This is a genomic window from Acidaminococcus nyctereutis (assembly GCF_052216985.1).
Classification (GTDB): domain Bacteria; phylum Bacillota; class Negativicutes; order Acidaminococcales; family Acidaminococcaceae; genus Acidaminococcus; species Acidaminococcus fermentans_A.
This window is the reverse complement of the sequence record NZ_JBQOUY010000005.1, coordinates 14,321-39,542: the sequence shown is the minus strand read 5'-3', so window position 1 is coordinate 39,542 and position 25,222 is coordinate 14,321. Positions and strand designations below refer to the sequence as shown.

33 protein-coding genes are annotated in these 25,222 nt (G+C 54.7%); 32 read left to right on the top strand and 1 reads right to left on the bottom strand.

Annotation, left to right across the window (positions count from 1 at the left end):
- Window positions 1-99 precede the first annotated feature (99 nt).
- The 20 genes from ACTUHY_RS04185 (at window position 100) to ACTUHY_RS04090 (ending at window position 15,229) form a co-directional block, all read left to right on the top strand.
- Entirely contained in the window at window positions 100-459 is a 360-nt protein-coding gene (locus ACTUHY_RS04185; protein WP_442826703.1) for an HNH endonuclease, read from the top strand.
- A 177-nt stretch (window positions 460-636) separates the two neighbouring features.
- Window positions 637-876: a hypothetical protein gene (locus ACTUHY_RS04180; protein ID WP_021840399.1), complete on the top strand. Its 240-nt coding sequence runs from the start codon at window positions 637-639 to the stop codon at window positions 874-876.
- Window positions 827-2,062 carry a site-specific DNA-methyltransferase gene (locus tag ACTUHY_RS04175; RefSeq protein WP_302358478.1) on the top strand — a complete coding sequence of 412 codons (1,236 nt, stop codon included), beginning with the start codon at window positions 827-829 and terminating at the stop codon, window positions 2,060-2,062. The genes ACTUHY_RS04180 and ACTUHY_RS04175 overlap by 50 nt, the downstream gene beginning before the upstream one ends.
- Complete coding sequence (locus ACTUHY_RS04170) at window positions 2,049-3,560, top strand: DNA cytosine methyltransferase (RefSeq protein WP_366377292.1); 1,512 nt, start codon at window positions 2,049-2,051, stop codon at window positions 3,558-3,560. The genes ACTUHY_RS04175 and ACTUHY_RS04170 overlap by 14 nt, the downstream gene beginning before the upstream one ends.
- 61 nt (window positions 3,561-3,621) lie before the next feature.
- Window positions 3,622-4,473 carry a hypothetical protein gene (locus ACTUHY_RS04165; protein WP_296333843.1) on the top strand — a complete coding sequence of 284 codons (852 nt, stop codon included), beginning with the start codon at window positions 3,622-3,624 and terminating at the stop codon, window positions 4,471-4,473.
- Window positions 4,474-4,586: 113 nt separating this feature from the next.
- Window positions 4,587-5,483, top strand: a complete 897-nt coding sequence (locus tag ACTUHY_RS04160) for an amidoligase family protein (RefSeq protein ID WP_296309165.1) — start codon at window positions 4,587-4,589, stop codon at window positions 5,481-5,483.
- Between the two features lie 76 nt (window positions 5,484-5,559).
- Window positions 5,560-6,171 (top strand): DUF4314 domain-containing protein, encoded by a 612-nt coding sequence (locus ACTUHY_RS04155; RefSeq protein WP_021840404.1) that lies wholly within the window; start codon window positions 5,560-5,562, stop codon window positions 6,169-6,171.
- Between the two features lie 166 nt (window positions 6,172-6,337).
- A complete protein-coding gene (locus ACTUHY_RS04150) occupies window positions 6,338-6,808 on the top strand; it encodes a phage terminase small subunit P27 family (protein WP_296333841.1) in 471 nt (156 codons plus the stop codon).
- A 35-nt stretch (window positions 6,809-6,843) separates the two neighbouring features.
- Window positions 6,844-8,406 (top strand): terminase large subunit, encoded by a 1,563-nt coding sequence (locus tag ACTUHY_RS04145; RefSeq protein ID WP_302358483.1) that lies wholly within the window; start codon window positions 6,844-6,846, stop codon window positions 8,404-8,406.
- 54 nt (window positions 8,407-8,460) lie between these two features.
- Window positions 8,461-9,717, top strand: coding sequence for a phage portal protein (locus tag ACTUHY_RS04140; RefSeq protein WP_021841994.1), 1,257 nt, complete (start codon window positions 8,461-8,463; stop codon window positions 9,715-9,717).
- The gene (locus ACTUHY_RS04135) at window positions 9,707-10,414 is read left to right on the top strand and encodes a head maturation protease, ClpP-related (protein ID WP_021841993.1); all 708 of its coding nucleotides are present in this window, start codon (window positions 9,707-9,709) and stop codon (window positions 10,412-10,414) included. The genes ACTUHY_RS04140 and ACTUHY_RS04135 overlap by 11 nt, the downstream gene beginning before the upstream one ends.
- Before the next feature lie 11 nt (window positions 10,415-10,425).
- Entirely contained in the window at window positions 10,426-11,616 is a 1,191-nt protein-coding gene (locus ACTUHY_RS04130; protein WP_014128579.1) for a phage major capsid protein, read from the top strand.
- A gap of 3 nt (window positions 11,617-11,619) precedes the next feature.
- Window positions 11,620-11,901: a head-tail connector protein gene (locus ACTUHY_RS04125; protein ID WP_014128578.1), complete on the top strand. Its 282-nt coding sequence runs from the start codon at window positions 11,620-11,622 to the stop codon at window positions 11,899-11,901.
- Between the two features lie 8 nt (window positions 11,902-11,909).
- On the top strand, window positions 11,910-12,257 hold the full coding sequence (locus ACTUHY_RS04120; protein WP_014128577.1) for a phage head closure protein: 348 nt from the start codon (window positions 11,910-11,912) through the stop codon (window positions 12,255-12,257).
- Entirely contained in the window at window positions 12,244-12,663 is a 420-nt protein-coding gene (locus tag ACTUHY_RS04115; RefSeq protein WP_014128576.1) for an HK97 gp10 family phage protein, read from the top strand. Before ACTUHY_RS04120 ends, ACTUHY_RS04115 begins: the two co-directional genes overlap by 14 nt.
- The gene (locus ACTUHY_RS04110; protein ID WP_014128575.1) at window positions 12,660-13,100 is read left to right on the top strand and encodes a phage tail terminator family protein; all 441 of its coding nucleotides are present in this window, start codon (window positions 12,660-12,662) and stop codon (window positions 13,098-13,100) included. The genes ACTUHY_RS04115 and ACTUHY_RS04110 overlap by 4 nt, the downstream gene beginning before the upstream one ends.
- Before the next feature lie 9 nt (window positions 13,101-13,109).
- On the top strand, window positions 13,110-14,186 hold the full coding sequence (locus tag ACTUHY_RS04105) for a phage tail sheath subtilisin-like domain-containing protein (RefSeq protein WP_442826702.1): 1,077 nt from the start codon (window positions 13,110-13,112) through the stop codon (window positions 14,184-14,186).
- A 23-nt stretch (window positions 14,187-14,209) separates the two neighbouring features.
- Window positions 14,210-14,629 carry a phage tail tube protein gene (locus tag ACTUHY_RS04100; protein ID WP_014128573.1) on the top strand — a complete coding sequence of 140 codons (420 nt, stop codon included), beginning with the start codon at window positions 14,210-14,212 and terminating at the stop codon, window positions 14,627-14,629.
- 13 nt (window positions 14,630-14,642) lie between these two features.
- Complete coding sequence (locus ACTUHY_RS04095; protein ID WP_014128572.1) at window positions 14,643-15,059, top strand: phage tail assembly chaperone; 417 nt, start codon at window positions 14,643-14,645, stop codon at window positions 15,057-15,059.
- 17 nt (window positions 15,060-15,076) lie between these two features.
- On the top strand, window positions 15,077-15,229 hold the full coding sequence (locus ACTUHY_RS04090; protein WP_179286728.1) for a hypothetical protein: 153 nt from the start codon (window positions 15,077-15,079) through the stop codon (window positions 15,227-15,229).
- Window positions 15,230-15,259: 30 nt separating this feature from the next.
- Here ACTUHY_RS04090 and ACTUHY_RS04085 read toward each other — a convergent pair whose 3' ends face one another.
- On the bottom strand, window positions 15,260-15,955 hold the full coding sequence (locus ACTUHY_RS04085) for a hypothetical protein (protein ID WP_014128570.1): 696 nt from the start codon (window positions 15,953-15,955) through the stop codon (window positions 15,260-15,262).
- 80 nt (window positions 15,956-16,035) lie between these two features.
- Here ACTUHY_RS04085 and ACTUHY_RS04080 point away from each other — a divergent pair, with 80 nt between their 5' ends.
- From ACTUHY_RS04080 to ACTUHY_RS04025, 12 genes are read left to right on the top strand one after another with little or no spacing between them, the layout of a single operon-like run.
- On the top strand, window positions 16,036-18,156 hold the full coding sequence (locus ACTUHY_RS04080; protein ID WP_014128569.1) for a phage tail tape measure protein: 2,121 nt from the start codon (window positions 16,036-16,038) through the stop codon (window positions 18,154-18,156).
- Window positions 18,156-18,890 carry a hypothetical protein gene (locus tag ACTUHY_RS04075; RefSeq protein ID WP_021840505.1) on the top strand — a complete coding sequence of 245 codons (735 nt, stop codon included), beginning with the start codon at window positions 18,156-18,158 and terminating at the stop codon, window positions 18,888-18,890. Before ACTUHY_RS04080 ends, ACTUHY_RS04075 begins: the two co-directional genes overlap by 1 nt.
- Window positions 18,865-20,385 (top strand): XkdQ/YqbQ family protein, encoded by a 1,521-nt coding sequence (locus tag ACTUHY_RS04070; RefSeq protein WP_442826701.1) that lies wholly within the window; start codon window positions 18,865-18,867, stop codon window positions 20,383-20,385. The genes ACTUHY_RS04075 and ACTUHY_RS04070 overlap by 26 nt, the downstream gene beginning before the upstream one ends.
- 6 nt (window positions 20,386-20,391) lie before the next feature.
- On the top strand, window positions 20,392-20,811 hold the full coding sequence (locus ACTUHY_RS04065; RefSeq protein ID WP_442826700.1) for a DUF2577 domain-containing protein: 420 nt from the start codon (window positions 20,392-20,394) through the stop codon (window positions 20,809-20,811).
- On the top strand, window positions 20,804-21,253 hold the full coding sequence (locus ACTUHY_RS04060; RefSeq protein WP_014128565.1) for a DUF2634 domain-containing protein: 450 nt from the start codon (window positions 20,804-20,806) through the stop codon (window positions 21,251-21,253). Before ACTUHY_RS04065 ends, ACTUHY_RS04060 begins: the two co-directional genes overlap by 8 nt.
- Complete coding sequence (locus ACTUHY_RS04055) at window positions 21,250-22,317, top strand: baseplate J/gp47 family protein (RefSeq protein WP_442826699.1); 1,068 nt, start codon at window positions 21,250-21,252, stop codon at window positions 22,315-22,317. Before ACTUHY_RS04060 ends, ACTUHY_RS04055 begins: the two co-directional genes overlap by 4 nt.
- Window positions 22,304-22,870, top strand: a complete 567-nt coding sequence (locus ACTUHY_RS04050; RefSeq protein ID WP_442826698.1) for a putative phage tail protein — start codon at window positions 22,304-22,306, stop codon at window positions 22,868-22,870. Before ACTUHY_RS04055 ends, ACTUHY_RS04050 begins: the two co-directional genes overlap by 14 nt.
- Window positions 22,863-23,846, top strand: a complete 984-nt coding sequence (locus ACTUHY_RS04045) for a phage baseplate protein (RefSeq protein WP_127007594.1) — start codon at window positions 22,863-22,865, stop codon at window positions 23,844-23,846. The genes ACTUHY_RS04050 and ACTUHY_RS04045 overlap by 8 nt, the downstream gene beginning before the upstream one ends.
- Before the next feature lie 12 nt (window positions 23,847-23,858).
- Window positions 23,859-24,131: a hypothetical protein gene (locus ACTUHY_RS04040; protein WP_225723669.1), complete on the top strand. Its 273-nt coding sequence runs from the start codon at window positions 23,859-23,861 to the stop codon at window positions 24,129-24,131.
- Entirely contained in the window at window positions 24,128-24,493 is a 366-nt protein-coding gene (locus ACTUHY_RS04035; RefSeq protein WP_021840510.1) for a hypothetical protein, read from the top strand. The genes ACTUHY_RS04040 and ACTUHY_RS04035 overlap by 4 nt, the downstream gene beginning before the upstream one ends.
- Entirely contained in the window at window positions 24,483-24,695 is a 213-nt protein-coding gene (locus tag ACTUHY_RS04030) for a hypothetical protein (RefSeq protein WP_014128559.1), read from the top strand. Before ACTUHY_RS04035 ends, ACTUHY_RS04030 begins: the two co-directional genes overlap by 11 nt.
- A gap of 13 nt (window positions 24,696-24,708) precedes the next feature.
- Entirely contained in the window at window positions 24,709-25,215 is a 507-nt protein-coding gene (locus tag ACTUHY_RS04025) for a hypothetical protein (RefSeq protein WP_021840511.1), read from the top strand.
- The last annotated feature ends 7 nt before the right edge of the window (window positions 25,216-25,222 follow it).

Sequence of the window (25,222 nt, the reverse complement as noted above, 5' to 3'; positions counted from 1 at the left end):
TCACTGGCTTCTGTAAGATATACTATAATCAGCAAGAAAAGAATGAAGGGCCGAGGCTTGAACGCCATCGGTCCTTTTTTGATGCCGGAGATGATGTAAATGCCCAGAAGACCGAAGACGCCCTGCAAATATCCGGGCTGCCCCAGGCTGGTGCCGTATGGAAGAAAATATTGTGAGGAACATGAACGGCAGTGCCAGGGGGAACGGGCTGATGCAGAAACACGTGGCTACGGATGGGAGTGGCAGAAGGCCAGGAAGTTTTTCCTGAAACGTCATCCCTGGTGCATTCGCTGCGAAGCAAAAGGCCGTCTCGTCCCGGCAACGGTCGTTGACCATATCAAACCGCATCGCGGTGATGAGAAACTGTTCTGGGACGAAACGAACTGGCAGCCCCTTTGCAAGAGCTGCCATGACCATAAGACGATGACCGAAGACCGGAACATCGAGTACAAGTACTGAATCCGTCCGTAGGGCGGGGGGATGCAAATCTCTGCAGCCCTTCCGTCCATGACCGTCGCCCCCTCAAACGTGAAAAAACGCGAAATTCATAAGGGGGGATACCCGGCATCTAAAATCGAATCATCTGCTCCAGGCTATTTGGCCCGGAGCTTTTTTGTTGTGTGAAAGGAGCCTGTCATGAACGACTGCCAGCGCCGGCAGATAGAAGACATGCGGAAGCAGGGGATGGGCTACAAGGCCATCGCCAGAAAGACCAAGCTGTCACGGGACAGCGTACGGAATTATTGCAGGTGGCACCACCTCGCCGGTTACGGCAGAGCGGTGGCGGCTGCCTTCAGAGAGGAGCAAGCGTGTGAAGACATCGGATATGGAATGGAAGATGCTGCCCATCGGCCAGCTGAAGCCTGCGGCATATAACCCCAGGAAGCAGCTGAAGCCTGGCGACAAGGAATACGAGAAAATCAAGAAGTCCATTCAGGAGTTTGGCTATGTGGAACCCATCATCGTCAATTACGACATGACGGTCATCGGCGGGCATCAGCGCCTGACCGTACTGAAGAACCTGGGCTACGAAGAAGTCCAGTGTGTCGTTGTCCATATCGAGGATGAGCATAAGGTCAAGGCGCTCAACATTGCGCTCAACAAAATCACGGGTGCCTGGAACGAACAGCTCCTGGCCGACCTTATCGTCGATTTGCAGAGCGTCGACTTCAACGTCGACCTGACGGGCTTTGAAGCACCGGAAGTCGAGCAGCTCTTCTCGAAAGTGTACAACAAGAAAATCAAGGAAGATGACTTTGATGTCGACGGCGAACTGGCAAAGCCGACTGTCGCCCGTGCGGGAGATATCTGGCTCCTGGGTGACCACCGCGTCATCTGTGGCGATGCGACGCTGCCGGAAACCTATGAACGGCTGATGGCGGGGAAGAAGGCCAACATGGTGCTGACGGATCCGCCGTATAACGTCGATGTGGAAGAAACAGCCGGCAAGATCAAGAACGACAATATGCCGGATGACAAGTTCTACCAGTTCCTTTTCGCGGCCTTTGTCAATATGGAACAGAACATGGAGCAGGATGCTTCCATCTATGTATTCCACGCAGATACCCAGGGGCTGAACTTCCGCAAGGCATTCAAGGACGCAGGATTCTACTTGTCTGGCTGCTGCATCTGGAAGAAGAACGCCCTGGTACTGGGACGTAGCCCGTATCAATGGCAGCATGAACCGTGCCTTTTTGGCTGGAAGCTGAACGGCAGGCATCAATGGTATTCCGACCGCAAACAGACGACCATCTGGGAATACGACCGGCCGAAAGCCAGCAAAGAGCATCCCACCATGAAGCCTATAGCCCTGATGGCGTACCCTATACAGAATTCATCCATGAGCCACTGCATCATCCTGGACCCGTTCCTCGGTTCCGGTTCTACGCTCATGGCCTGCCAGCAGACGGGCCGCATCTGTTACGGCATCGAGCTGGACGAGAAGTTCGTCGACGTCATCGTCAGGCGCTACATCAGTGAATATGGGGACGCGGGTGTGTTTGTCCTGCGCGGGGACGAGAAAATCCCGTATGCGGAGGTGGCAGATGATGGAACAGATTAAGCTGGGCAGCCTGTTCTCCGGGAGCGGCGGTTTTGAACTGGGCGCCATCCTGGCGGGCATCCGTCCTGTATGGAACTCGGAAATCGAGCCGTTCCCCATCCGCGTGACGACGAGACGGCTGCCATCTGTGAAGCATTACGGCGATGTGAGTGCCATAAACGGCGCACAAATCGAGCCGGTAGACATCATTACCTTCGGCAGTCCCTGCCAGGATATGTCGATTGCCGGAAAAAGGGATGGCCTTGGCGGTTCGCAGTCCTCGCTGTTCTATCAGGCAGTGCGCATCGTGAAGGAAATGAGGGAAGAAACGAATGGACAATATCCAAGATATATCGTGTGGGAGAATGTCCCTGGGGCTTTCTCCAGCAACAAGGGAGAGGACTTCCGGACGGTCCTTGAAGAAATCTGCCGCATCAAAGACCCTGCGGTTTCAGTGGCTGGCTGTGCCAGATGGCAGCCTGCGGGATGCATCCTGGGAAACGGGTACTCTGTGGCCTGGCGCGTCCTCGATGCCCAATACTGGGGCGTCCCCCAGCGAAGAAAGCGCATCTACCTTGTCGCAGATTTTAATGGACAAAGTGCCGGAAAGGTTCTATTTGAGTCCGAGGGCCTGTCAGGGTATTCTGCGCAGGGCTTCCGAGCATGGCAGGGTGCTGCCGGACGTCTTGCGCCTGGCCCTGGAACGGCAGGCACAATCTGCCTGAATGACCAGGGCGGCATCCGAATGGATGTGACGGAAGAGCGGACGAACACCTTACGGGCAGAAGCCCATCATCCTCCGGTCATCGTCAATCTGCCGGGTCCGGTGTTTGAGAACCATGGAGCCGATGCCCGGTACAAGGGGCCGCTCTCTGTGAACCCATCACTCACGGCGCGGTACGGGACGGGCGGCAACAACCAGCCGCTGATCCTGCAGGGCGGGGGCAACAGAGAAAAGAAAACCTATGATGTACGGCAGACCTCGGACGGCACCCGCAATATGCGGAACCATATCTATGAGAGCGATACCTGCCGGACCGTCGACCGTTCGGGAAATGTACCGGGGAGCAACCAGGGCGGCATCGCTGTGGTGGAGCTGACCTATAGTGCCAGCAAGAATTCCCACTTCACACGGGCGGCGAAGGAAATGGCCAGTTCCCTGGTAGCTACGGATTATAAAGATCCGCCGCTCATCAACAGCCATGCTCGTGTCCGCCGCCTGATGCCGGCAGAATGTGCAAGGCTCCAGGGATTCCCGGACTGGTGGTGCAGCCATCTGGAAACAGGGAACCCGTCTGAAGAAGACATCCGCTTTTGGAGCGATGTCTTTGAGACCCATCGGAAAGCCCTGGGGAAAAAGACAAAGCCCAAGACCCGGAACCAGATTATCAAATGGCTGAAGGAACCGTACCGGGATTCTGCGGAATACAAGATGTGGGGCAACGGTGTCGCCCTTCCCTGCGTGTATTTCGTCTTGGCCGGCATTGCCTGCTTCTTTGAGAAAAAGATGCAAAAATGATTTGCTATTATCGGCGTTCAGAGTGATATATGTACTAGCAAAACAAGGAGGTACATAGACCATGACAATCCAGACGAACCTGAACGACCGCAAGGAACTGGCCAGAAGGCTGATTCCCTTCAACCATAACGAAAAGCTCCGCTATACGGGGACGCCGGCCTTTGCCTACGAAGGGCGGGGGTTCCGCATCCTTCGCAGCGGCGATATCGAATGCGATGATGAAAAGACAGAAGCCGCCATCACGGCTTTCCTGCAGGAAGCAGGAATCCTTCCGCATCCGGAACCGGCAGAAGGAACGGAACCCGAAGTGCCGCAAGAGCCGCTGGAGCAGGATGAAACGCCAGGATTGGACGCACTGCCGCATCCGGACAGGATGGAAATCAAGGTTCCCATTGATGGCATGGACGGTGCGCAGCTCCGCAACCTGGTCTTCATGCTCCACGCCCAGCAGTACCTGCTGAACCGGGCGGCAGGACATGAAAACATCCATGTGCCGGACAGGCTGGTGGAAGACTTGAAAGAAGAACCTGGTACCGACCAGACTTCCTTCTTTGCCATCTATCAGAACTATCGCAAGGAAGGGCGGGGCTTCTGGATTGCGGCAGATACGGTGACATTCTGCATTGCCGCAACCGGCAATGCTGTGAAGAACCGCGCCCTGATTGAACTAGCGGCCTTCATGGTCAGCGCAGCGAAAAAAGCGAAACGGGTTCAGGCTGACACACGGAAGCCTGAAAACGAGAAGTACTACCTGCGGATGTGGCTCCTGCGCATCGGCATGGGGACCAAGGCCAGCCACGAATCGCGCATGGCCCTGCTGAAAGGCCTGAAGGGATGGAGTGCCTTCCGCACGGAAGAAGAAGCCAAGGCTCATGCCAGAAAGCAGAAGGAACGCCGGCATCAGAACCCATAAATTTTCAATTTAATTCATAATTATTCTCAAAATGACTTGCTATTGTGTGCCTTTAGAGTGATATATAGTGTACCAAAAGAACACACGCACACATAGAAAGGACAGAGAGGATTATGAAAACACTGCACTTTGGCATCGAAATGGAAATGACAGGGATTACAAGAAGCCGGGCCGCCAGCCTCATGGCCCGCTTCTTCGGGACGGAAAGTCGGCATGAAGGCGGAGCCTACGATACCTACACCGCAAGGGATGAACAGGGACGGAAATGGAAAGCCATGAACGACTCCAGCCTGGTTCCACAGAAGAAGGTGAACGGAAACATTACAGATGCTTCCAGCTTCTACCGCACGGAAGTGGTCAGTCCCATTCTTTCCTACGAAGACATCCCGAAGCTGCAGGAACTGGTGCGGATGCTACGCAAGGCCGGGGCCTTTGCCAATAAATCCTGCGGCATCCACATTCACGTCGGGGCCGAACGCTTCACGGCAAAGACCCTACGGAACCTGGTGAACATTATGGCGAGCAAAGAAGACATGATTTACCGCGCCCTCCAGATCAACCCCTCGCGGGAAAACCGATACTGCCGGAAAACGAACACCACCTTCCTGAAGGATCTCAACCGGAAAAAGCCGGACACGCTGGACGGCATCGCCGACCTCTGGTATCAGGAAGCACCCTACGGACGGAACCATCATTACAACAGCACCCGCTACCACGGGCTGAACCTGCATGCCACCTTCACCAAAGGAACCGTCGAGTTCCGGCTTTTCAACGGGACACTCCACGCTGGGGAAATCAAGGCATACATTCAGTTCTGCCTGGCCGTCGCTCATCAGGCCCTGGCCCAGAAGAAAGCCTCGGCCCGAAAGACCGAAACGGACAATGAGAAATACGCTTTCCGGTGCTGGATGCTCCGGCTCGGACTCATCGGTGACGAGTTCAAGACCTGCCGGCTCCACTTCCTGAAACACCTCACGGGCAATTCCGCATGGCGCAATGCCGCCGCTTGAAGGGGATAGCCTTACGGGCAGCTTCGGCTGCCCTTGGGGTGGTAGAAGGGTAATCCCTTCAGAAAGGATGAGAGCGATGAAACAAAGAATCTACATTGCCTACGGCAGCAACATGAGTGAAGTACAGATGGCAAGACGGTGTCCTGACGCCGTTCTTTCAGGGACGGGCCGAATCCGGGGCTATGAACTCCTCTTCAAAGGTTCTCTGACAGGATGTTACGCCACTATCGAGAAGAAGGCGGATGCCTTCGTGCCGGTTGTTTTCTGGCGCATTTCTCCGGCGGATGAACGGCGGCTCGATGCCTATGAAGGCTTCCCGCGGTTCTATTATAAAAAAGAAGTGGATGTGGAAACAGATGACGGCATCATCAGCGGTCTTGTGTACATCATGCACGAAGACCGGCGGTTCGGTATTCCGGAGGACTGGTATTATCAGAACATGGAGCGGGATTACCGCAGGTTCGGTTTCGACCTGTCTATCCTGCGAGCCGGCCTGCGGCACAGCCGGGAACGGATGGAAGGAACGCGGCTCCGGCTTATCGCCATGGATGACAGGCAAGCTCCGCCCAAGGGAACTGAAGGCACCGTCCAGTTCGTCGATGATGCTGGAACCATCCATGTACAGTGGGATACAGGCAGCAGTCTTGGGCTGATACCCGGAACCGACGAATGGGAAGTCATCGAATAAGATGCATAAATATCGGATAGGCAGTCAGCGTCGAACTGTTCGAAGACAATGGCCACGCCATCGAATGGGTCATGAAGAATTAAAAAAGAGAACCCGAGGGGAACGCAGATGCGGTCCCCTCTGTCGTACAGCCCGCAAGGGCTTTTTTATTGGGAGGTGAGCGCCATTGGCTGTACGAGGAAGAAAACCGAAGCCGACGGCGCTCAAGGTGCTGGAAGGCAATCCCGGCCATCGTCCCCTCAATAAGAAGGAACCCATGCTAAAGGGACGGCTCCCTCGCTGCCCGGACTGGCTGGAAGATGACGCCAAGAAAGAATGGAAGCGGCTGGGGAAAGTCCTTGCTGAGATGGGGATGCTGACCAACCTGGATATGATGGCCTTTGCCGGGTACTGCCAGGCATATGCCCGATGGAAAGGAGCGGAAGAGTTCATCACCCAGCATGGGGATATGGTGCGGACGCCGAACGGCTACCTGCAGCAGGTACCGCAGGTAGCCATTGCCCAGACGAACCTCAAGATCATGCTGAAATTCTGTGAGCAGTTTGGCCTGACCCCGTCAGCCCGGAGCCGCATAGTTGGGGAAGAGAACGGGGCAGAAAAAGAAACGGATGAAATGGAACTGCTGTTAAGGGGGTGACAAGTTTGGCATTTGTATATAAGCCGTCAGCGTTCATGCTGCCGGATTCCCATTACGACAAGGACAAGGCCGACAGGGCGGTTGCCTTCATCGAGCATCTCTGTCATACCAAAGGCAAATGGGCCGGGCAGCCGTTCCTGCTCCTGCCGTGGCAGGAACAGATTGTGCGTGATCTCTTCGGCATCGTCAAGGAAAACGGGAAGCGGCAGTTCCTGACGGCCTATATAGAGATTCCAAAGAAGAACGGGAAAAGCGAGCTGGCTGCAGCCATCGCCCTGTACCTTCTTTATGCCGATAACGAGCCGAGTGCCGAAGTGTATGGTGCGGCCTGTGACCGCAACCAGGCTTCCATTGTCTTTGATGTGGCACGGCAGATGGTCGAGATGAGTCCGGCCCTGATGCGCCGCTCCAAGATACGGACGGCGGGCAAGCGCATCATCAATTATCGCAACGCCGGGTTCTACCAGGTGCTGTCGGCGGAAACCGGGACCAAACACGGACTCAATGTGTCGGGCCTGGTCTTTGACGAAATCCACGCCCAGCCGAACCGCAAGCTCTATGATGTCCTGACCAAAGGCTCCGGCGATGCCCGGGAGCAGCCGCTCTTCTTCATCATCACGACGGCGGGCAACGACAAGAACAGTATCTGCTATGAGTTGCACACAAAGGCCCTTGACTTGATGGCGGGCCGAAAGAAAGATTCCACCTTTTACCCCGTGGTCTATGGCCTGGAACATGAGGAAGACTGGACGGATGAAGCCAATTGGTACAAAGCCAATCCTTCTCTGGGGCATACCATTCAGATTGATCGCGTCCGGGAAGCCTATCGGAATGCTGTCGAAAATCCGGCGGAAGAGAATGTCTTTAAGCAGCTCCGGCTCAATATCTGGACTTCGGCCAGCATCCGCTGGATACCGGAACAGGTCTACGACAAGGGGAGCCTTCCCATTGACCTGGATTCCCTGCGGGGACGGATGTGCTACGGCGGGCTGGACTTGTCCAGTACATCGGATATCACGGCCCTGGTACTGGCTTTCCCGCCACGGAGCGATGATGAGAAATACATCCTGTTGCCTTTCTTCTGGCTGCCGGAAGACACGCTGGAACTGCGGTGCCGCCGGGACCATGTTCTCTACGACGTCTGGCAGAAGCAGGGCTTCATCCAGACGACGGAAGGGAACGTCATCCATTACGGCTTCATCGAGAAGTTTATCGAACGCCTGGGGGAAACGTACCACATACGGGAAATCGCCTATGACCGCTGGAACGCCACCCAGATGGTGCAGAACCTGGAAGATATGGGCTTCACCATGGTGCCTTTCGGCCAGGGGTTCAAGGATATGTCGCCGCCGTCGAAGGAGCTGTTCAAGCTCCTGATGGAAGGGAACATCATCCATGGCGGCAATCCCGTTCTCAAATGGATGGCCAGCAACGTCGTCATGCGCCAAGATCCTGCGGGAAACATCAAGCCGGACAAAGAAAAATCCGTCGAAAAGATTGACGGAATCGTGGCGTCCATCATGGCACTAGACCGCTGCATCCGCAACGGGACTGGCAGTGGCAGTGTCTATGACGAACGAGGTGTTATTGCATTTTAAAGACATTTGCAAAAATGGCAGGTGCTTTTTTGTGCCCGTTTTTGGAGGTATTTTATGAGAATCCCCTTTTTATCCAGCCTGTTCCGTACCCGGGACAAGCCTCAGAACTATTATATCGGCACGGATTTTCGTTATCTGTTCGGCCCCTCTGCCAGTGGCAAGACGGTGAACGAGTTCACGGCTATGCAGACGACGGCAGTGTATGCCTGCGTCCGCATCCTGGCGGAAACTCTGGCGGCCTTGCCGCTCCAGCTGTACCGTTACACGCCTGGCGGCAAGGAGCGGGTCTATGACCATCCGCTGTACCATCTGCTCCATGATGAGCCGAATCCGGAGATGACTTCGTTTATCTTCCGGGAAACGCTCATGAGCCACCTGCTCATCTGGGGCAATGCTTACGCCCAGATCATCCGCGACCGATTAGGGCGGGTACAGGGACTATACCCGCTCAGGCCGGACAAGATGACCGTCTGCCGGGATGACCGGGGAAAGATTTTTTATCTGTATACCAAGACGGGAGACGAGAATCCGAACATCAAGCCGTACGGGCAGGTGGCCCTGCAGAAGGAAGAAGTGCTGCATATCCCCGGCCTTGGGTTTGACGGCCTGGTCGGTTATTCGCCGATTGCCATGGCCCGCAATGCCGTGGGCATGACCATGGCCTGCGAGGAATACGGTGCCTCTTTCTTTGCGAACGGGGCCAGCCCCAGCGGGGTGCTGGAACATCCAGGCGTTCTGAAGGATCCGGCCAAAGTCCGGGATTCGTGGAATGCCGTCTACCGGGGGACGGGCAATGCCCACAAGGTGGCTGTGCTGGAAGAAGGCATGAAGTACCAGCAGATCGGCATCCCGCCGGAAGAAGCACAGTTCCTGGAAACACGGAAGTTCCAGCTCGATGAGATTGCCCGGCTCTACCGCATCCCGCCACACATGATTGGCGACCTGGAGAAAAGTTCCTTCAATAATATTGAGCAGCAGTCCATGGAATTTGTGAAGTACACGCTGGATCCATGGGTCATCCGCTGGGAACAGGCCATGCAGAAAGCCCTGTTCCTGCCGGAAGAGAAGAAACAGTATTTCCTGAAGTTCAACGTGAACGGTCTCATGCGCGGCGACTATGAGAGCCGCATGACCGGGTACAGCATCGGCCGGCAGAACGGCTGGCTGTCCGCCAACGATATCCGGGAGATGGAAGACATGAATCCCGTGTCGGATGAAGAGGGCGGTAATCTATACCTTGTCAATGGCAGCATGACCAAGCTCAAGGATGCCGGGGCTTTTGCCCAGAAGGGAGATACGAATGAAACATAAATTTTGGAAGTGGGTGACTAACGAAGCACCGGATTCTTTCGGCAGTGAACGGACGCTGTATCTGGACGGCCAGATTTCGGATGAGACCTGGTGGGGCGATGAGGTAACGCCGAAGGCATTCAAAGAAGAACTGAATGCGGGCAGCGGCGATATCACACTCTGGATCAACAGTCCGGGCGGTGACTGTTTTGCCGCTGCCCAAATCTATAACATGCTCATGGATTATCCGGGGAACGTCACCGTCAAGATTGACGGCCTGGCCGCTTCGGCTGCGTCCGTCATCGCTATGGCCGGGACCAAGGTCTGCATGTCGCCAGTGGCCATGCTGATGATCCATAATCCGGCGACCCTGGCCTATGGCGATCAGGCAGAGATGGAAAAGACCATCGGCATGCTGAGCGAAGTCAAGGAGAGCATCATCAACGCTTACGAAATCAAGAGCGGCCTGGCCCGCACGAAGATTTCGCACATGATGGATGACGAGACCTGGCTCAACGCGAAGAAGGCCGTGGAACTTGGCTTTGCCGATGAAATCCTCTTCGACCAGAAGAAAGACGATGGGGAGCAGCCGGAAGCCATGATTTACACCCCTGTTACTGTCACCAATTCGTTAGTACAGAAATTAAAACCACGTGAACCTGTCAATAAAGTGCCAGCCGCTTCCCTGGAGAACCGGCTGGCATTGCTCATTCATTAAGGAGGACAACAATGGATACGATTTTAGCACTGCGTGAGAAACGCAAGAATCTGTGGGATGCCGCCAAGAATTTTCTGGATACCGTCCGTGATGAAAACGGCATGGTCTCTGCAGAAGATGCGGCTCGCTACGACAAGATGGAAGCGGATGTGGTGAACCTCGGCAAAGAAATCGACCGCCTGGAACGCCAGCAGCAGCTCGATGCCCAGCTGTCCCAGCCGACCACGATGCCGATTACTGAACTCCCTGGCGCAGGCCAGAATGGAGCAGAAAAGAGAGGCCGTGCGTCCGATGCCTATCGTAAGGCTTTCTGGGACAGCATCCGCCATAAGAACTTCATTGATGTACAGAACGCCCTGAGTGCAGGCACCGATGCTGATGGTGGCTATCTGGTACCGGACGAATTCGAACACCAGCTCATCGACAAGCTCCAGGAAGAGAATTTCTTCCGCGGCCTGGCCACGGTCATCCACACCAGCGGCGACCGCAAGATTCCCATCGTGACGGGTCATGGCGAAGCGTCCTGGATGGAAGAGAACGGCCTCTACCCGGACAGCCAGGATACCTTCGGCCAGCAGTCCATCGGGGCGTACAAGCTGGGGACGGCTATCCGTGTGTCGGAAGAACTGCTGAACGACAGCGCTTTCGACCTGGAAAGCTACATTGCCGGTGAATTTGCCCGCCGTATCGGCACGAAGGAAGAAGAAGCCTTCCTCACCGGTGACGGGAAGAACAAGCCGACTGGCGTGTTCCCGTCCGCGGAGCTGGGCGTGATAGCCAATGGCGCATCCATCACCTTTGATGATGTCATCGACCTGTATCACTCCCTGCGCATCCCGTACCGCCGCAAGGCCGTATGGCTCCTGAACGATGCAACCATTAAGGCCTTGCGCAAGGTGAAGGACAACAACGGCAACTACATCTGGCAGCCGTCTGTCACCGCAGGTACGCCGGATACTATCCTGAACCGTCCCTGCTACTGCACTTCCTTTGCACCGGAACTGGCGGCGGGCAGCCGTCCCATGCTCTTCGGGGACTTCAGCTACTACTGGATTGCCGATAGGGAATACCGCTCCTTCAAGCGGCTTAACGAATTGTATGCCGCCAACGGCCAGATCGGCTTCCTTGCCAGCCAGCGCGTCGATGGCATGCTGATGCTCAAGGAAGCGGTCAAGGCCCTGGAGATGAAAGCGAAGGGATAAGCCATGATTGTGACGCTGGAAGAAGCCAGGGAATACCTGCGGATTGATGAAGATGACACGAGTAATGATGACGTCATCCAGTCTTCCCTGGAAACAGCCCAGGCCCTCTGCCTGGATATATCCCGTTGCGAGGAAGCCGATGCCGAAGAGAATCCCGTGGTTTTTCACGAAGCGATTCTCTTCGCTGCGGCTTTTTTATATGAGCACCGGGAGGAAGCGGACTACGCAGGCCTTTTGAAACGTCTGCGCTGGCTGCTGTTCGGGGTCCGGCGGAGCTGTTTTTGAAAAGGGGGATGCCCATGAAGACGGGGCTTTTGAATAAACGGATTGAGATTCTGGGAAAGCAGGCCGTGACGGATGAATATGGTTTCGATACCCAGGCCGACGTCGTAGTGTACCGCTGCTGGGCATCCATCGAGCCTGCCCGGGGCAAAGTGTTCTATGAGATGGAACGCAAGGCGGACACGGAGTACAGCAAGATCACCATTCGCTGGCGTCCGGGTGTCACCCACGATATGAAGGTGAAGTATCAGGATCACCTCTACGACATCGATACCATAGTTGACCCGTATATGCGCCATGAAGCTCTGGAACTGTACTGTACGGAAGAAGTGAGGGGGACGGACAATGAGCGGAAGTGACTTTGAGGTCAAAGGATTGGATGACCTTTCAGAAAAACTGCTTTCTGCTATTGAAGAGTTTCCCGGCACTACCGAAAAGGGCCTGGTGACGCTTGGCAACAAGCTCAAGAAGGAGTGCGTAAAAAACACGCCGGAAGGCAGCACGGGCAAGCTGAAGAAAGGCTGGAAGCATAAGGTGGAAGGCTACAACGGTTCCGAGCTGGTCTATGAGCTGATCAACAAGCATCCCGTACATCACCTCTTAAATAACGGCCATGCGAAGAAAACACCTGGCGGCAGGACCGTGGGCTATTATGAAGGCCAGCACTATACGGAGAAATCCGTCAAGGTCTTCGAAGCCAGCGACTTGCAGCCGGGACTGGAGAGACTCACGAAGAAGCTCCTCAAGAAAGCAGGCGGCACATGATCCATGATATCGATATCTTGCAGGCGGTGCAGCAGAAACTCAAAGAGCGGTTCCCGTACCCCGTCTATTTGCAGGAAGTCAAGGAAGGCTTTGCGCCGCCGGCCTTTTTCCTGAAGACAATGACGGTAGCGACGCCGCAGAAAGAAAACGAGGTCTACCGGGATACGGACCTCTACATTACGTATCTGCCGAAGAAGCAGGAAAAAAGCACGGCCATCTACGCCGTGCTTTTTGCTGCGGAAAATTTATTCCGGGACGGACTGAAAGTCGGCAACCGTTATCTCCCTGTCGTGTCTATGAGTGAGGAGCTGATGGGGACGGACAATGACGGCGGGCGTCTGACGCTGACCTTCCAGTACTATGACGCCCGGGAAAAAGAAGAAACGGCAGAAATCATGAAGGTACTGCATCAGCGGTATCAGGGAAAGGAGACGTAACCCATGAAAATGCCATCCATTAATATCGCGTTCAAAGAAAAAGGCATCAGTGCCGTCGAACGCAGCGAACGCGGTATTGTCCTTCTGATTCTGAAAGAAGAGACACTGCCGTCCCAGACGGAAGTGAACCTGTACACGGCAGATGACATTCCCAAAGAACTCTCAGACAGCAACCGTGAGCAGCTGGAACTGACCCTTCGCGGCTACGTGAACAGTCCGAAGAAGGTCATCGCCGAAATCATCAGCAAGGATGCAGAAGATTATACCGATGTCCTCAAGGCCATCGAGAACAAGCGCTTCGATTACCTAGTCATCCCGGACATCGAAGAAAACCACATCGACACTATCGCGACCTGGATCAAGGGGATGCGGACGAATAAGAATAAGCGCATCAAGGCCGTCCTGCCGGACTGCACGGCGGATACGGAAGGAGTCATCAACTTCGTCAATCAAGTCATCCGTACGAAAACGAAGACCTACACGACGGCCCAGTACTGCGGGCGCATCGCGGGCATCATCGCAGGAACGCCGATGACCATTGCCTGTACGTATGCGCCGCTGCCGGAAGTCATCGGCTGCGACGTCTGGACGAAGGAAGAAATGGATACTATGACGGATGCCGGCAAATTGTTCTTCTTCTTTGACGGGGAAAAGGTCAAGCTGGGCCGCGGCATCAACTCCCTGGTCACGACGGTCCAGGGCAAAGGGGTATCGTTCCAGAAAATCAAGCTCGTCGATTTGATGGACATGATGTATGACGATATCCGCACCACAGCCCAGGATCATTACCTTGGCAAGTATGCCAACAGCTATGCCAACCGATGCCTCCTGGTGACGGCTATCCAGGGGTATCTTGACCAGCTGGCCCAGGAGGGCCTGCTGGAGCAGGGGCAGAATACGGCTTATATCGATGTGGAATCCACAAAGATCTGGCTGGAATCCAATGGCAAGTATACGAAAGAGGAACTGGCGGATATGTCGGAAATGGACATCAAGATGGCCAATATCGGCAGCAATGTCTTTATAGCCGTAGATGCTTCGCTCCTGGATGCCATGGAAGATGTCACGATTGCCGTCAATATCTGAGGAGGTGAAGTACAGTGAACAGCATGGAAGCCAAACGGGTGATGAACGGAAAGTATGCCGACCTCTATATCGACGGCGACCTCATGGCCGAAGCCACGGCTTTCAAGGCCGAGGTCACCCTGACCAAGGAAGAAGTGAAGATGCTCCGCCATGTCGGCAAGGGCTACAAGGTCACGGGCTATGACTGCAAAGGGCAGCTGAAGCTCCATAAAGTCTCGAGCTACATGATCAAGAAGATGAACGACAACATTAAGGCGGGCAAGCAGACCGTCGTGACCATCGTCTCCGTCCTAGATGACAAGGATGCCATAGGCAGCGAACGCATCGTCATCAAGGATGCGACCTTTGACAGCCTCATTCTGGCCGACTGGGAAGTGGACAAGATGGGCGAGGAAAGCTACAGCTTCACTTTCTCGGACTGGGACCTCTTGGATTTAGCATAAGGAGAACAAGCACATGAATATGGTAGACCGACTGCTGAAAGCAGATGTAGTGAACAAGCTGGCCGAACGGCCTGAAAAGAAAGTGAAGATGGAACGGCTCTCGAAGCTGTTCGGATTCGATTTTATCATCACGCTCCGGGCTATCGACCCGGAACGCTACGCCGATATCCAGAAGATGGCCGTGGACTTCACCAACGGCAGCGCCGATAACATCGACATTTATCAGATGCAGACCCAGACGCTCCTGGCGGGGATTGCCGATCCGGACCTCAAGAACAAGGATCTGCTGGAAAAATTCGGGGCCGTACTTCCTGGTGACATCATCCGCAAGCTCTTCCTGGCAGGTGAGATTGCTGATCTCACAGCGCAGATCACAGAACTCAACGGCTATACGACCCAGGAAAAGGCGGACAAAGCCGTAAAAAACTGATCCGGACCGATGGCGAAGTGCAGGCAATGTATCTCCTGTTCCGGGAGCATCACCTGCTGCCGTCAGCGGTCATGAAACTGGGATACGGCGAACGGCAGGTGCTGTATGCTTTCATCCGCTATGAGATGGAAGAACGCGATAAAAAAGTATCTTCAGCATTATCGGATTAACTGCTGAAAATACGGCTATCTGCCATAAAGTCATAAGGCAGGCTCAAGCCACTTAGATATTTCATAGACGAAGTCGCTTTTTTTCTTGCATTGTGGGTGGCCGACACGTAGTACATGAAAGGTTTGATTGCCCAGGGTGGAAATGGCTTCCTGCCAGGGCATTTTTCTTTTCCCAATGTCTTTAAAACCGTTGTAATGAATATTATAACGGTCAAAAACGTTAGGGATGTAATCGTCATAATACCAAGATGTATAAAAAATGATATGAGTAGGATGTATTACCTTTAATTCCTGCTGAAGGACTTTTAGGTTTAGGATACAGTTGGATTTTACAAAATCTGAGGTAGTATCCTTTCCTCCGGAATTGTTGCATTTGACAATATTGGTAAATGCGATGTGTTCTATAGAATCGTCACCGAATATTCTCTGAGTGATAGCACGAGTATAGCTCCAATATGGCCAGCTTTTGTTCCACAGAGATTCACGGGTATATTGAAAGGGATTGCGGAAGCCGTCTTCAATCGTGCCGGGATTGTTTCTGGCATTTTTACCGACAAATAGAATTCTCTTGGAAGTTTTATTAAAATCGGAACCTACGCACCAGCAGCCAATCGGTAAGGATAAATGTTCTTTCTTGTGACATTCTTCACAGATTTTGCAAGTACCAAGCTCCATATGGTGATATCGTTCAGCTAATCTTTTTTCTGTTTCATTGAAATAGCGCATTGGAATTCCTCCGTAACGATAGATTTCTTTTATCTTACTATATTTTTAATATCTGTAACAACATTGAGAGGTGAAACAGCATGGCCAATAATGTCATCGATGCCGCCATCCGGCTGCGGGATTTGTTCACGCCGACCGTGCATAGCGTCAATGCCAGCCTGGGGACCATGAAGACCCAGATGGCGGCGGCGAAACAATCGGTCAGCGGACTGTCGGACAAGCTGACGGAGCATGAGCGCATCCAGAAACGGACGGCGAAGAGCATCGAGCAGACGGGAAGCAAGATTTCCGGCTTATCAGACAAGATAGCCCTGCTGTCAGCCCCCATCCTGGCAGCCGCAACGGCAGGCTTCAAGCTGCACAGCGACTTTGCCAACGGTATCGCCAAGATTTCGACTTTGGTCGACACGACGGTTGTTTCCATGCAGAAGGTCAGTGATGAGATTCGTGCTGTCAGCGATGAAACGGGCGCAGGTGTCGCTGATCTTTCGGAATCGGTCTACCAGGCCATTTCCGCTGGTGTCGATGCGGCCCATGCCGTGGGCTTTGTCAAAGACATGACAATTGCTGCGAAAGCCGGCTTCACCGACACGACGACTGCCGTTAACGGTGTGACCACGGTCCTCAATGCCTATGGAAAATCGGCAGAAGAAGCCACGGCGGTGACGGACCAGATGCTCCTGGCACAGAACTTCGGCAAGACATCCTTTGGCGAGATGGCCCAGTCCATGGGCAATGTCATCCCCATTGCGGCACAGCTCAATGTCAGTACCCAGGAACTGTTCGGTTCCATCGCCGTCCTGACCAAGAACGGTATCCGGACCAGCGAGGCCATTACCGGACTCAAGGCGGCTTACAGCAACATCCTGAAGCCGTCTGCCGAAGCGGCGAAACTGGCTCAGTCCCTTGGCCTTGAGTTCAATGCGGCTCATCTGCAGAGCGTGGGCTGGGTGAAGTTCCTGGACGAAGTGAAGCGGGCGACAGGCGGCGATGCCGAACAGATGGCCCAGCTCTTTGGCTCTGTCGAGGGCCTGAACAGCATCCTGGTCCTGACGGGCAAGGGAGCCGGGGACTTCGATAAGGTCATGGACCAGATGGCCCAGTCTGCCGGCATGACCCGGGAAGCCTATGAGAAGATGCTGACCCCGTCGGAGCAGATGCAAATTACCATGAACCAGCTGAAGAATGCCGGCATGGATTTAGCAGTGTCGTTTACGCCGTACTTCAAGGCCATGTCGATGCGCGTCAAGGAACTGGCTGCCTGGTTTCGTGCGCTTACACCGGAACAGAAAACGCTGATTGGCCAGGTGGCTTTTGGCATCGTGACCTTCCAGCTCTTCGGTTCCACCCTGGGGCGGGTGCTGACGGTCGGCGGCAGGGCTTTTGGTACTTTCAACTCTATTGCCACGGGCATTAGCAAAGCCGGCAGTGTCTCGAAGTATCTCTCGACCCAGTTCAAAGGACTCATTCCGGTCTGCCGGGGCATTGCCATCGTGGCCAGGGGCATGGGCAGTACCTTTCTGACTGCCGGACGCATGATGATCACCATCATCCGTGCCGTAGGCGCCGCAGCCATGGCCAATCCCATCATTATCATCATTGCCGCGATTATTGCTGCCTTGTACCTTCTGTGGAGGAACTGGGATACCGTGTCGCATTATATCGAACAGGCTATACAGGCTGTATCGGACGCCGTCGATGCAGGGATGAACTGGATCAGTTCTGCCTGGGACGGAGCCATGAACGGCATCAGCGAGACGGCCTCCAGTATCTGGGAAAGCATCAAGGACACCTTTCGCAGCGGTGTGAACTGGGTCATCGACCAGGTGAACGGCCTGATTTCCAGCATCAACGGCCTGTCTATCGACATTCCGTCCCTGACGGGAGGGGCGCCGACCCATGTGGGATTTGATATCCCAAGTATCAGCCACTTTGAAAGCGGTGTCGAGAACTTTCGTGGCGGCTTTGCCGTCATCAATGAAGACCGCCGGGGCGAGCTGGTACACCTGCCCAACGGCAGTACGGTCATACCTCATGATGAAAGCATCCGTCAGGCCATGAACGCCGGCAGCGGCGGCATCACCATCTGCATTGATACGATGAACGTCCGCAGCGAGCAGGACATCGACGCCGTCGCTGAAAAACTCGTCGAAAAAATGAGACTGTACGGCATGAACCGCATGAAAGGAGCGACCCTCTGATGAGTTCTTTCTTAGCATCTCTGTTGAACGCCATCGGCCAGGCTGCATCTTCCCTCACGATTTCTCTCTCTTCTGAATCGGCAGCGGTGGTCTTTCCCGTCCTGCCTTCGGAGCTGATGGTATCTGTCAATACGAATCATGGCACGGTGAACATCAATAACTTCGGCGACTACCTCATGATGGGAAAGACGGGACTCAGGACACTGACCCTTTCCGGATTTTTCCCAGCACAGGATTATCCCTTTGCCATGATGGGCCTTGCGCCTTATACATACATCGCCCAACTGGAAACGATGCGTACCGGTGACAGCGTCTGTCAGCTGACGGTGTCGGATACGCCGCTTTCCATGCCCTGCCTGATTTCGTCCTTCAAGTTTGGTGAAAAGGACGGCAGCGGCGATGTCTATTACGAGCTGGGCCTGACGGAGTACCGCTACGTCACAGCACCGGAGACGGGAAAGACCGATGCTGCGACAGGGCTGAAGAAGCGGCCGGAATCGTTCTGGTCGAAGATGAAGAAGAACATCACCTATTATCCCGGTGACAGCATCGGCAACGTCATCGGCCGGGCCGTGGGGAAATCGGTGACGCTCAACAATGAGCAGTTCTCGAAGTTCCAGATCTATCGCAGCATCGTCCGTAACGGCGGTCTTTCGCCCGGGGATATCATCCGCCTGACGACGATGAACCTCAAAAGGAATGATGAAAATGTTCCAGTTGCAAAGAATCAATAAGAAAAGCAATACCGAGGATGCTCAGACGGAAGGCCAGAAAAAGCCCGAGAACGCAGACCTTACGGGCTGGCTGATTTGTGCAACTTGGTCCGGGGACGTCGAGCAGGCCGGACGCAGGCTGGAATTCGACCTGGCCTATACGACACGGGATAAATCTTGGCAGAATCCGGAACTGGAACTGGGGGACGAGGTGCTGTTTATCCACATTGACGATAAGACGCAGCAGACTGTCCACCTGTTCCAGGGACGTATTTTTGGCCGCAGCCGGGAGAGCGGCTCTTCCGTGATGCATTTTACAGCCTTTGACAATATCGTCTATCTGGCCAAGTCCCGCATAACCAAGAAGTACACGAACGTCACAGTGGCCGACGCCATCCGCCAGACCATCAATGACTTTTCTATTCCGGCCGGGACTATTCCCGACCTGTCCGTCACCTGCAATTTCATTGCCGATGATATCTCGGCTACGGAGGCTATCAAGCAGGCATTATCCTATCAATCCGCACAGGATGGCAAGGGATACCATATCTACATGACCGAAGGGAAGCTCAACGTGGTCTGCATGAACGACCAGGTGGTGGAAGATTTCCTGATCAGCGATGTGACAAACCTGACCGGCGCTTCCGTGTCGGAGTCGGTCGAAGACATGGTTTCTAAGGTCATCGTCGTCGACAGTGCCGGGCAGACGAAAGGCGAACTGCCCAATCAGACGGATATCGACCGATTCGGTCTCATCCAGGCCATTTGCAAGGCCGACCCCAAGCAGGACGATGCTTCGCAGGCAAGGGCCATGCTGAAGACCGTCGCCCATGACATGTCCATCCGGGCCATCGGTCATATCCAGTGCATCGCCGGTTTTTCTGTCTCAGTCCAGGAAGAACAGCTCAAGGGGCAGTTCTTCATCAAGTCGGACAGCCATAAAATCGAAGGCAGCAAGCACCTGATGGAACTGCATCTGGTATTCAACAAACTGCTGGATGAGCAGAAACAGGAACTGGATAGTACATCGTACAATGCCAACCCGGACTATGTGCCGCCAGCGGAAACGAAATCGACATCTTCTGTTTCTGCAGGTGGCGCTATGGCTGGCAGCAGTGTGGTCGATGCGTGTATGGCCAATTTCGAGGGTACCGTTTCTCCCTATGGCTCAGAAGGCTGTGTCGACCGGGCGACCATCGCTGCGGCGGGCTATTCCCCTTTTGCAGCGCAGGAATATAACAATGGCGTGAAAGGCTGCGATCAGCTGCGGGCCGATGCCGAAGCGCAGGGTCTGGCTATCCCTTATGACCCGTCGCAGCTCGAAAAGGGCGACATCATCATGTACAACCGCTACAGCAAGCCGGACCCGAACTGGCATGTCGTCGTCTATGACGGAAGCGGCGGCTGCTGGGGCAACAGCTCCCATGTCTATGGCTGTTTTCATCACTACGAAGGCAGCATCGATATGGGGAGCGACTATTATCCGGCGACCATCATCAAGACATCGAGGGGGTGACAGGAGATGCAGAAAAATCCGTATATCAGCCTGCTGAATCTGATGGAGCAGGTCAGCCGCAGCAGCAACAGCCCGGACATTCAAATCGGGCAGATCCTGGCCTCGCCGCCAGATATCAAGGTCCGCTACAATGGCATCGTCCTGACGAAAGAGGAGCTGTGGATTTCCCATTATCTCCTGGCAGGCTACGGCCGCACAGCTAAAGGCCATCTGGTATCGGCGACACAGAATCGTGCCGGCGGCAGCGGTGATGCGGCTTACCAGTCCCATAATCATGATATCGATAATGACTACACCGATTCCGTCATCTATACGGATACACTAAAGCCCGGCATGTACGTGGCCATCATGCCCATGCTCATCAACGACCGGATTCAGCAGTACATTATTTTGGATGAGATTGTGAGGATTGATGGCCATGGCTGATCCTTTTGTAGCAATGAACAGCATCCAGGCAGCGAACCGGAATGAGTCGCTGCCTCTTTTCGTAGAATACGGCTATGACTTTGATAAGCAGTGCTTCCGCTACGATGAAAAAGGCCAGAACCTGATGGTGACAGAAAATGAAGCCCTCAAGGTCTGGATTTATAAGGCAATCCTCACCGAGCGGTATCGCTACTTGGCCTATGATGACAGCTATGGCATTACCATCGAGCCGTATCAGGGGAGAGCGCCAAACAGCCAGTATACGGCAGACAGGATTTGCCAGAATATCCGTGAGGGATTGATGGTGAATCCATACATTGCCCGCATTAACCATATCGAGGTGGAGAAGCGGGAACGGGATGATTTGGCCATTACGGTTGACGTCACTTCCATTTACAGTGACGAATCATTGACCGTGACGGCAGGAAGGAGCGAGGCATGAGCAATTTATTTGATGCACAGACCAAAGATGTGATTGAGAGCCGCATGGCCCAAACCCTGCACACCATTACGGAAAAAGAGCAAAGTACCATGGAAGGCACCTTTGCCCGCGACCTGATCGACGCCAATGCTGTGGAATTTGAGAGCAGCTATGCCGAGATGGCCATGTTGCGCGACGCGGCCTTTGCCGAAACGTCCTGGGGCGACTACCTGACGCTGCGGGCAGCGGAATTTGGCGTCGATCGCAAGAAGGCCGTCAAAGCAAAAGGAGAAGTCACGGTGACAGGGATGGCAGGGGCCTATATCATCCGCAGCAGTCTCTTCCAGACAAAAGACGGCCGGCGCTTTTACACCCTGGAGTCGGCCACCATTCCTGCCGGTGCCGCCGAGGTTACGATTCCTGTGGAAGCTGCCGATGCCGGAGCGACTGGCAATGTGGCCGAAGGAACGATTACGGAAATCCCCTATTCCATCCCGAATGTCTCGGCGGTCGTTAACCATAAGAAATGCTCCGATGGGGCGGATGAAGAAACGGATGCCGCACTCCTTGCCCGGCTCCTGTTCCGGGTGCGCCAGCCCATTACTTCGGGCAATGCCAATCATTATCGTGACTGGGCCATGTCTGTCGATGGCGTCGGGAACTGCAAAGTCATCCCGCTCTGGCAGGGCAATGGCACGGTGAAGGTCATCATCGTCACGGCAGAGAATGAATCGGCATCGGCTGAACTGATCCAGGAGGTCTATGACTACATCGAAAGCCAGCGGCCTATCGGTGCGACCGTGACCGTCGTTTCGCCGGCGCCATTATCCGTTGATTTGACGGCAGATGTCTATGGCACAGCCAGCCCCGATGCCGTAAAGGCAGCCATGACAGCCTATCTCAAGCAGACGGGCTTCACGCTTTCTTATGTCAGCCTGGCCCAGATGGGGAAACTCCTCCTTTCCATCAGCGGCATTACGGATTATAAGGATTTGAAGCTTAATGGAAAAGCGGCCAACGTGGAACTGACGAACGAGCAGATCCCCGTGGCAGGGAAGGTGGTGCTGAACCTTGTCAGCCAATGACTGGATGCGGCAGAGCCGGATGGATATCCTGAAGTATTTGCCGAATTTCTTATCCAAAGACCCGATGTTCCATTGCGCGGCAGAAACCTGCAATGAGGAGCATGACCGTCTGCGCCTGGCTCTGCAGGACCTGGCGGACAACTTCTTCGTGAACACCGCCACCTGGGCGCTGCCGCTTTATGAATCGTTCCTGGGCATCAAGCCCAGTGACGGAGATAGTGACGAATTCCGCAGGCAGCGGATTCTCTTCAAGCTGCAGCACGTGGATGTGTCTACAAAAGATTTCATGAACTCCATCATCAATCTCTACAGTGTCGGCCATATCGAGGAAGTCAATGAGGAGTATTACTTCAAGGTGTACTGCATCATGAACGACAAAGATACCACGATCTTGCAGAAGCTCATCACGCAGCTCAACATCTACAAGCCGGCCCATCTGGGATACGCCATCTACCTGGGTTATTCCTGGAATGGCAAGATTCACTGGAACGGAGAAGCTACCTTCTCGACGGCAACCATCGTATCCAAGAAAGGAGTGATGATAAATGGATGATTACAGCAAAGAGAAATGGTCTGCCGACTTCCCGGACCGTGCCGGACAGGAAGTCCGGCCCACAGAAGCGGTGGAGAATACGCTGGATTATGATGTGCTTTTCCCACAGTATCTTTCGGAAGACCCGGTTGTATTCAACCAGCAGAACAAGACCGTGTCCCAGCTGGTCAGCAATGATGCCCGGCTCTATGAGCGGATTTCCGCTACGGCTGCCGACATCAATGCCCATCTGACGGACGCCAATGCCCACGCAACTGGCATCAGCGGCAATGCGGCCAGTGCGTCGAAGCTGCAGACGGGGCGGAAGATTCACCGGGTTGTCTTTGATGGCACGAAGGATATTACACTGCCAGATTTCAGCGGCTGCGGCGAAAAGACGGCAGGCCAGAGCGGTATGGTCCCGTCACCTTCTGCTGGGAAGCTGAATACCGTCCTGCACAGCAACGGCAGCTGGGGCAAGGTCACCTACGCCGATATGGACGAGGAAGCCGTGGCCAAGATCCAGGCATGCCCGTTCCCTGTCAATGCCATCTACATTTCTACGGACGGGAAGAATCCCGCGACATACTGGCCCGGGACGACCTGGGTGGCCTTTGCCATGGGACGTTGCCTGATCGGGGCCGGAGCAGCAGACAGCGGAACCATGTACAAGGCCGGGGACAAGCTGGGTGAGGAGAAGCACAACCTTACGATTCCAGAAACTCCGGCTCATGGCCATACAGTCGGAGACAGCGGAAATCATCGTCACTGGTCCTGCGGGTCATTGCCGCGCAACTTCCAGTGGGATGCCTGTGAAGGCAATGATGCACCTGTTGCCGTAGGTTATGGCGACGGTTGCTGGCATGGGAATCAGGTGGACGGGCATACCTCCTGGGATGGGAATCATTCCCACAGCCTTTCCCGGACGGGTGGTGGCCAGCCGCACAACAACATGCAGCCGTCCATCGTCGTGTACATGTTCCAGCGGACAGGCTAGGAGGTGAGGAATATGGCTGAATGGTTACAGATGGCCGCATCCTTGGTATCGGTCCTGATGCTCTGCGGCGTCATCTTTAATTTCAGCGTCATCAAGCCGCTGAATGAATCGGTGCGGAGCCTCCGGGACTGTATCGCAGAACTTCGCCGCCAGCTGTCGGATACGGAAGCCAAGCGGCAGAAGATGGCGGAACGGCTGTCCCGGGTGGAAGCCCTGGCAGAACATGCCCACCGCAGACTGGATGCCATGGAACAGCGGCAGCCGGAACAGGGGGGATGGAAATGAGCTTCTCTGTAGTGCAGAACCGGATCCGCCTTGTGAGGGGTGATTCGGCAGAAATCCGCCTGGTCATTTGCGACCGTGTGACGGGGGAACCTTTCATCCCTGGAAAGCACGATGAGCTGGCGTTCACGCTGAAACAAAACTTTGCCGATGAAAAGCCTGTCCTGACCAAGACACTGGAACAGGGCATCCGGCAGGAAGGGGCGGCGTGCTTCCTGGTTTTCTGGCCGGACGATACCCGGAACCTTCCCTGCGGCCGTTATATCTATGATGTGGAGCTGGTGCGGGAGAACGGATACACCGATACCCTTATTCCGCCCCGGCCTTTTTTCCTGGAAAGGGGCGTGACGGACAATGGCACATAAGGGGAACAACCTTGTCGGCATTCTTTCCATGCCCCAGGCCCCTTCCGGGGACTTTCAGGAAAGATGTATCGTCCCATCCGACGAGGAACAGGTCGTCACCGCTGACAGCGGTCATGCGGCCCTTTCCCGGGTGACGGTAGCTGCCATCCCGTCGAACTATGGCAGAATCAGCTTTAATGGCTATGAGTTGAAAGTCGAGTAAAGGAGCAATCAACATGGCGAAAAACGTAAAAATCAATTCGGTCGTGTATGCGGAAGTGCCGCAGGTTTCCATCCCTTTGGCAGAAGGGCAGGGGACAGCTGTCTTTTATGATACGACCGGGGCTGCGGCGGCATCGGGCGATATCCTGACGGGAAAATCCGCTTTTATCGGGAACGGCTTCGTCGCGGGTTCCATGCCCAATAACGGAGCCATCAGCGGCAGTATCAGCAAGGCCGATGGCACGTATACCATCCCGGCCGGGTTCCATAACGGCAAAGGGGCAGTCCGCATCAGCAGCGAGGAACAGGCCAAGCTGGTCAGCGGGAACATCAAGTCCGGGGTGACGGTCCTCGGCATCAGCGGCAAGTCCAGCGTAGTCGATACCAGTGATGCCACCGCCGCCGCGGGGACGATTGTCAGCGGTAAGACGGCCTACATCAATGGTACCAAGGTGACGGGCAGTCTGACGACCGTTTCCGTTTCCCAGGACAGCCTGACGAAAATCCTGACTGTCGAGTAAGGAGGGA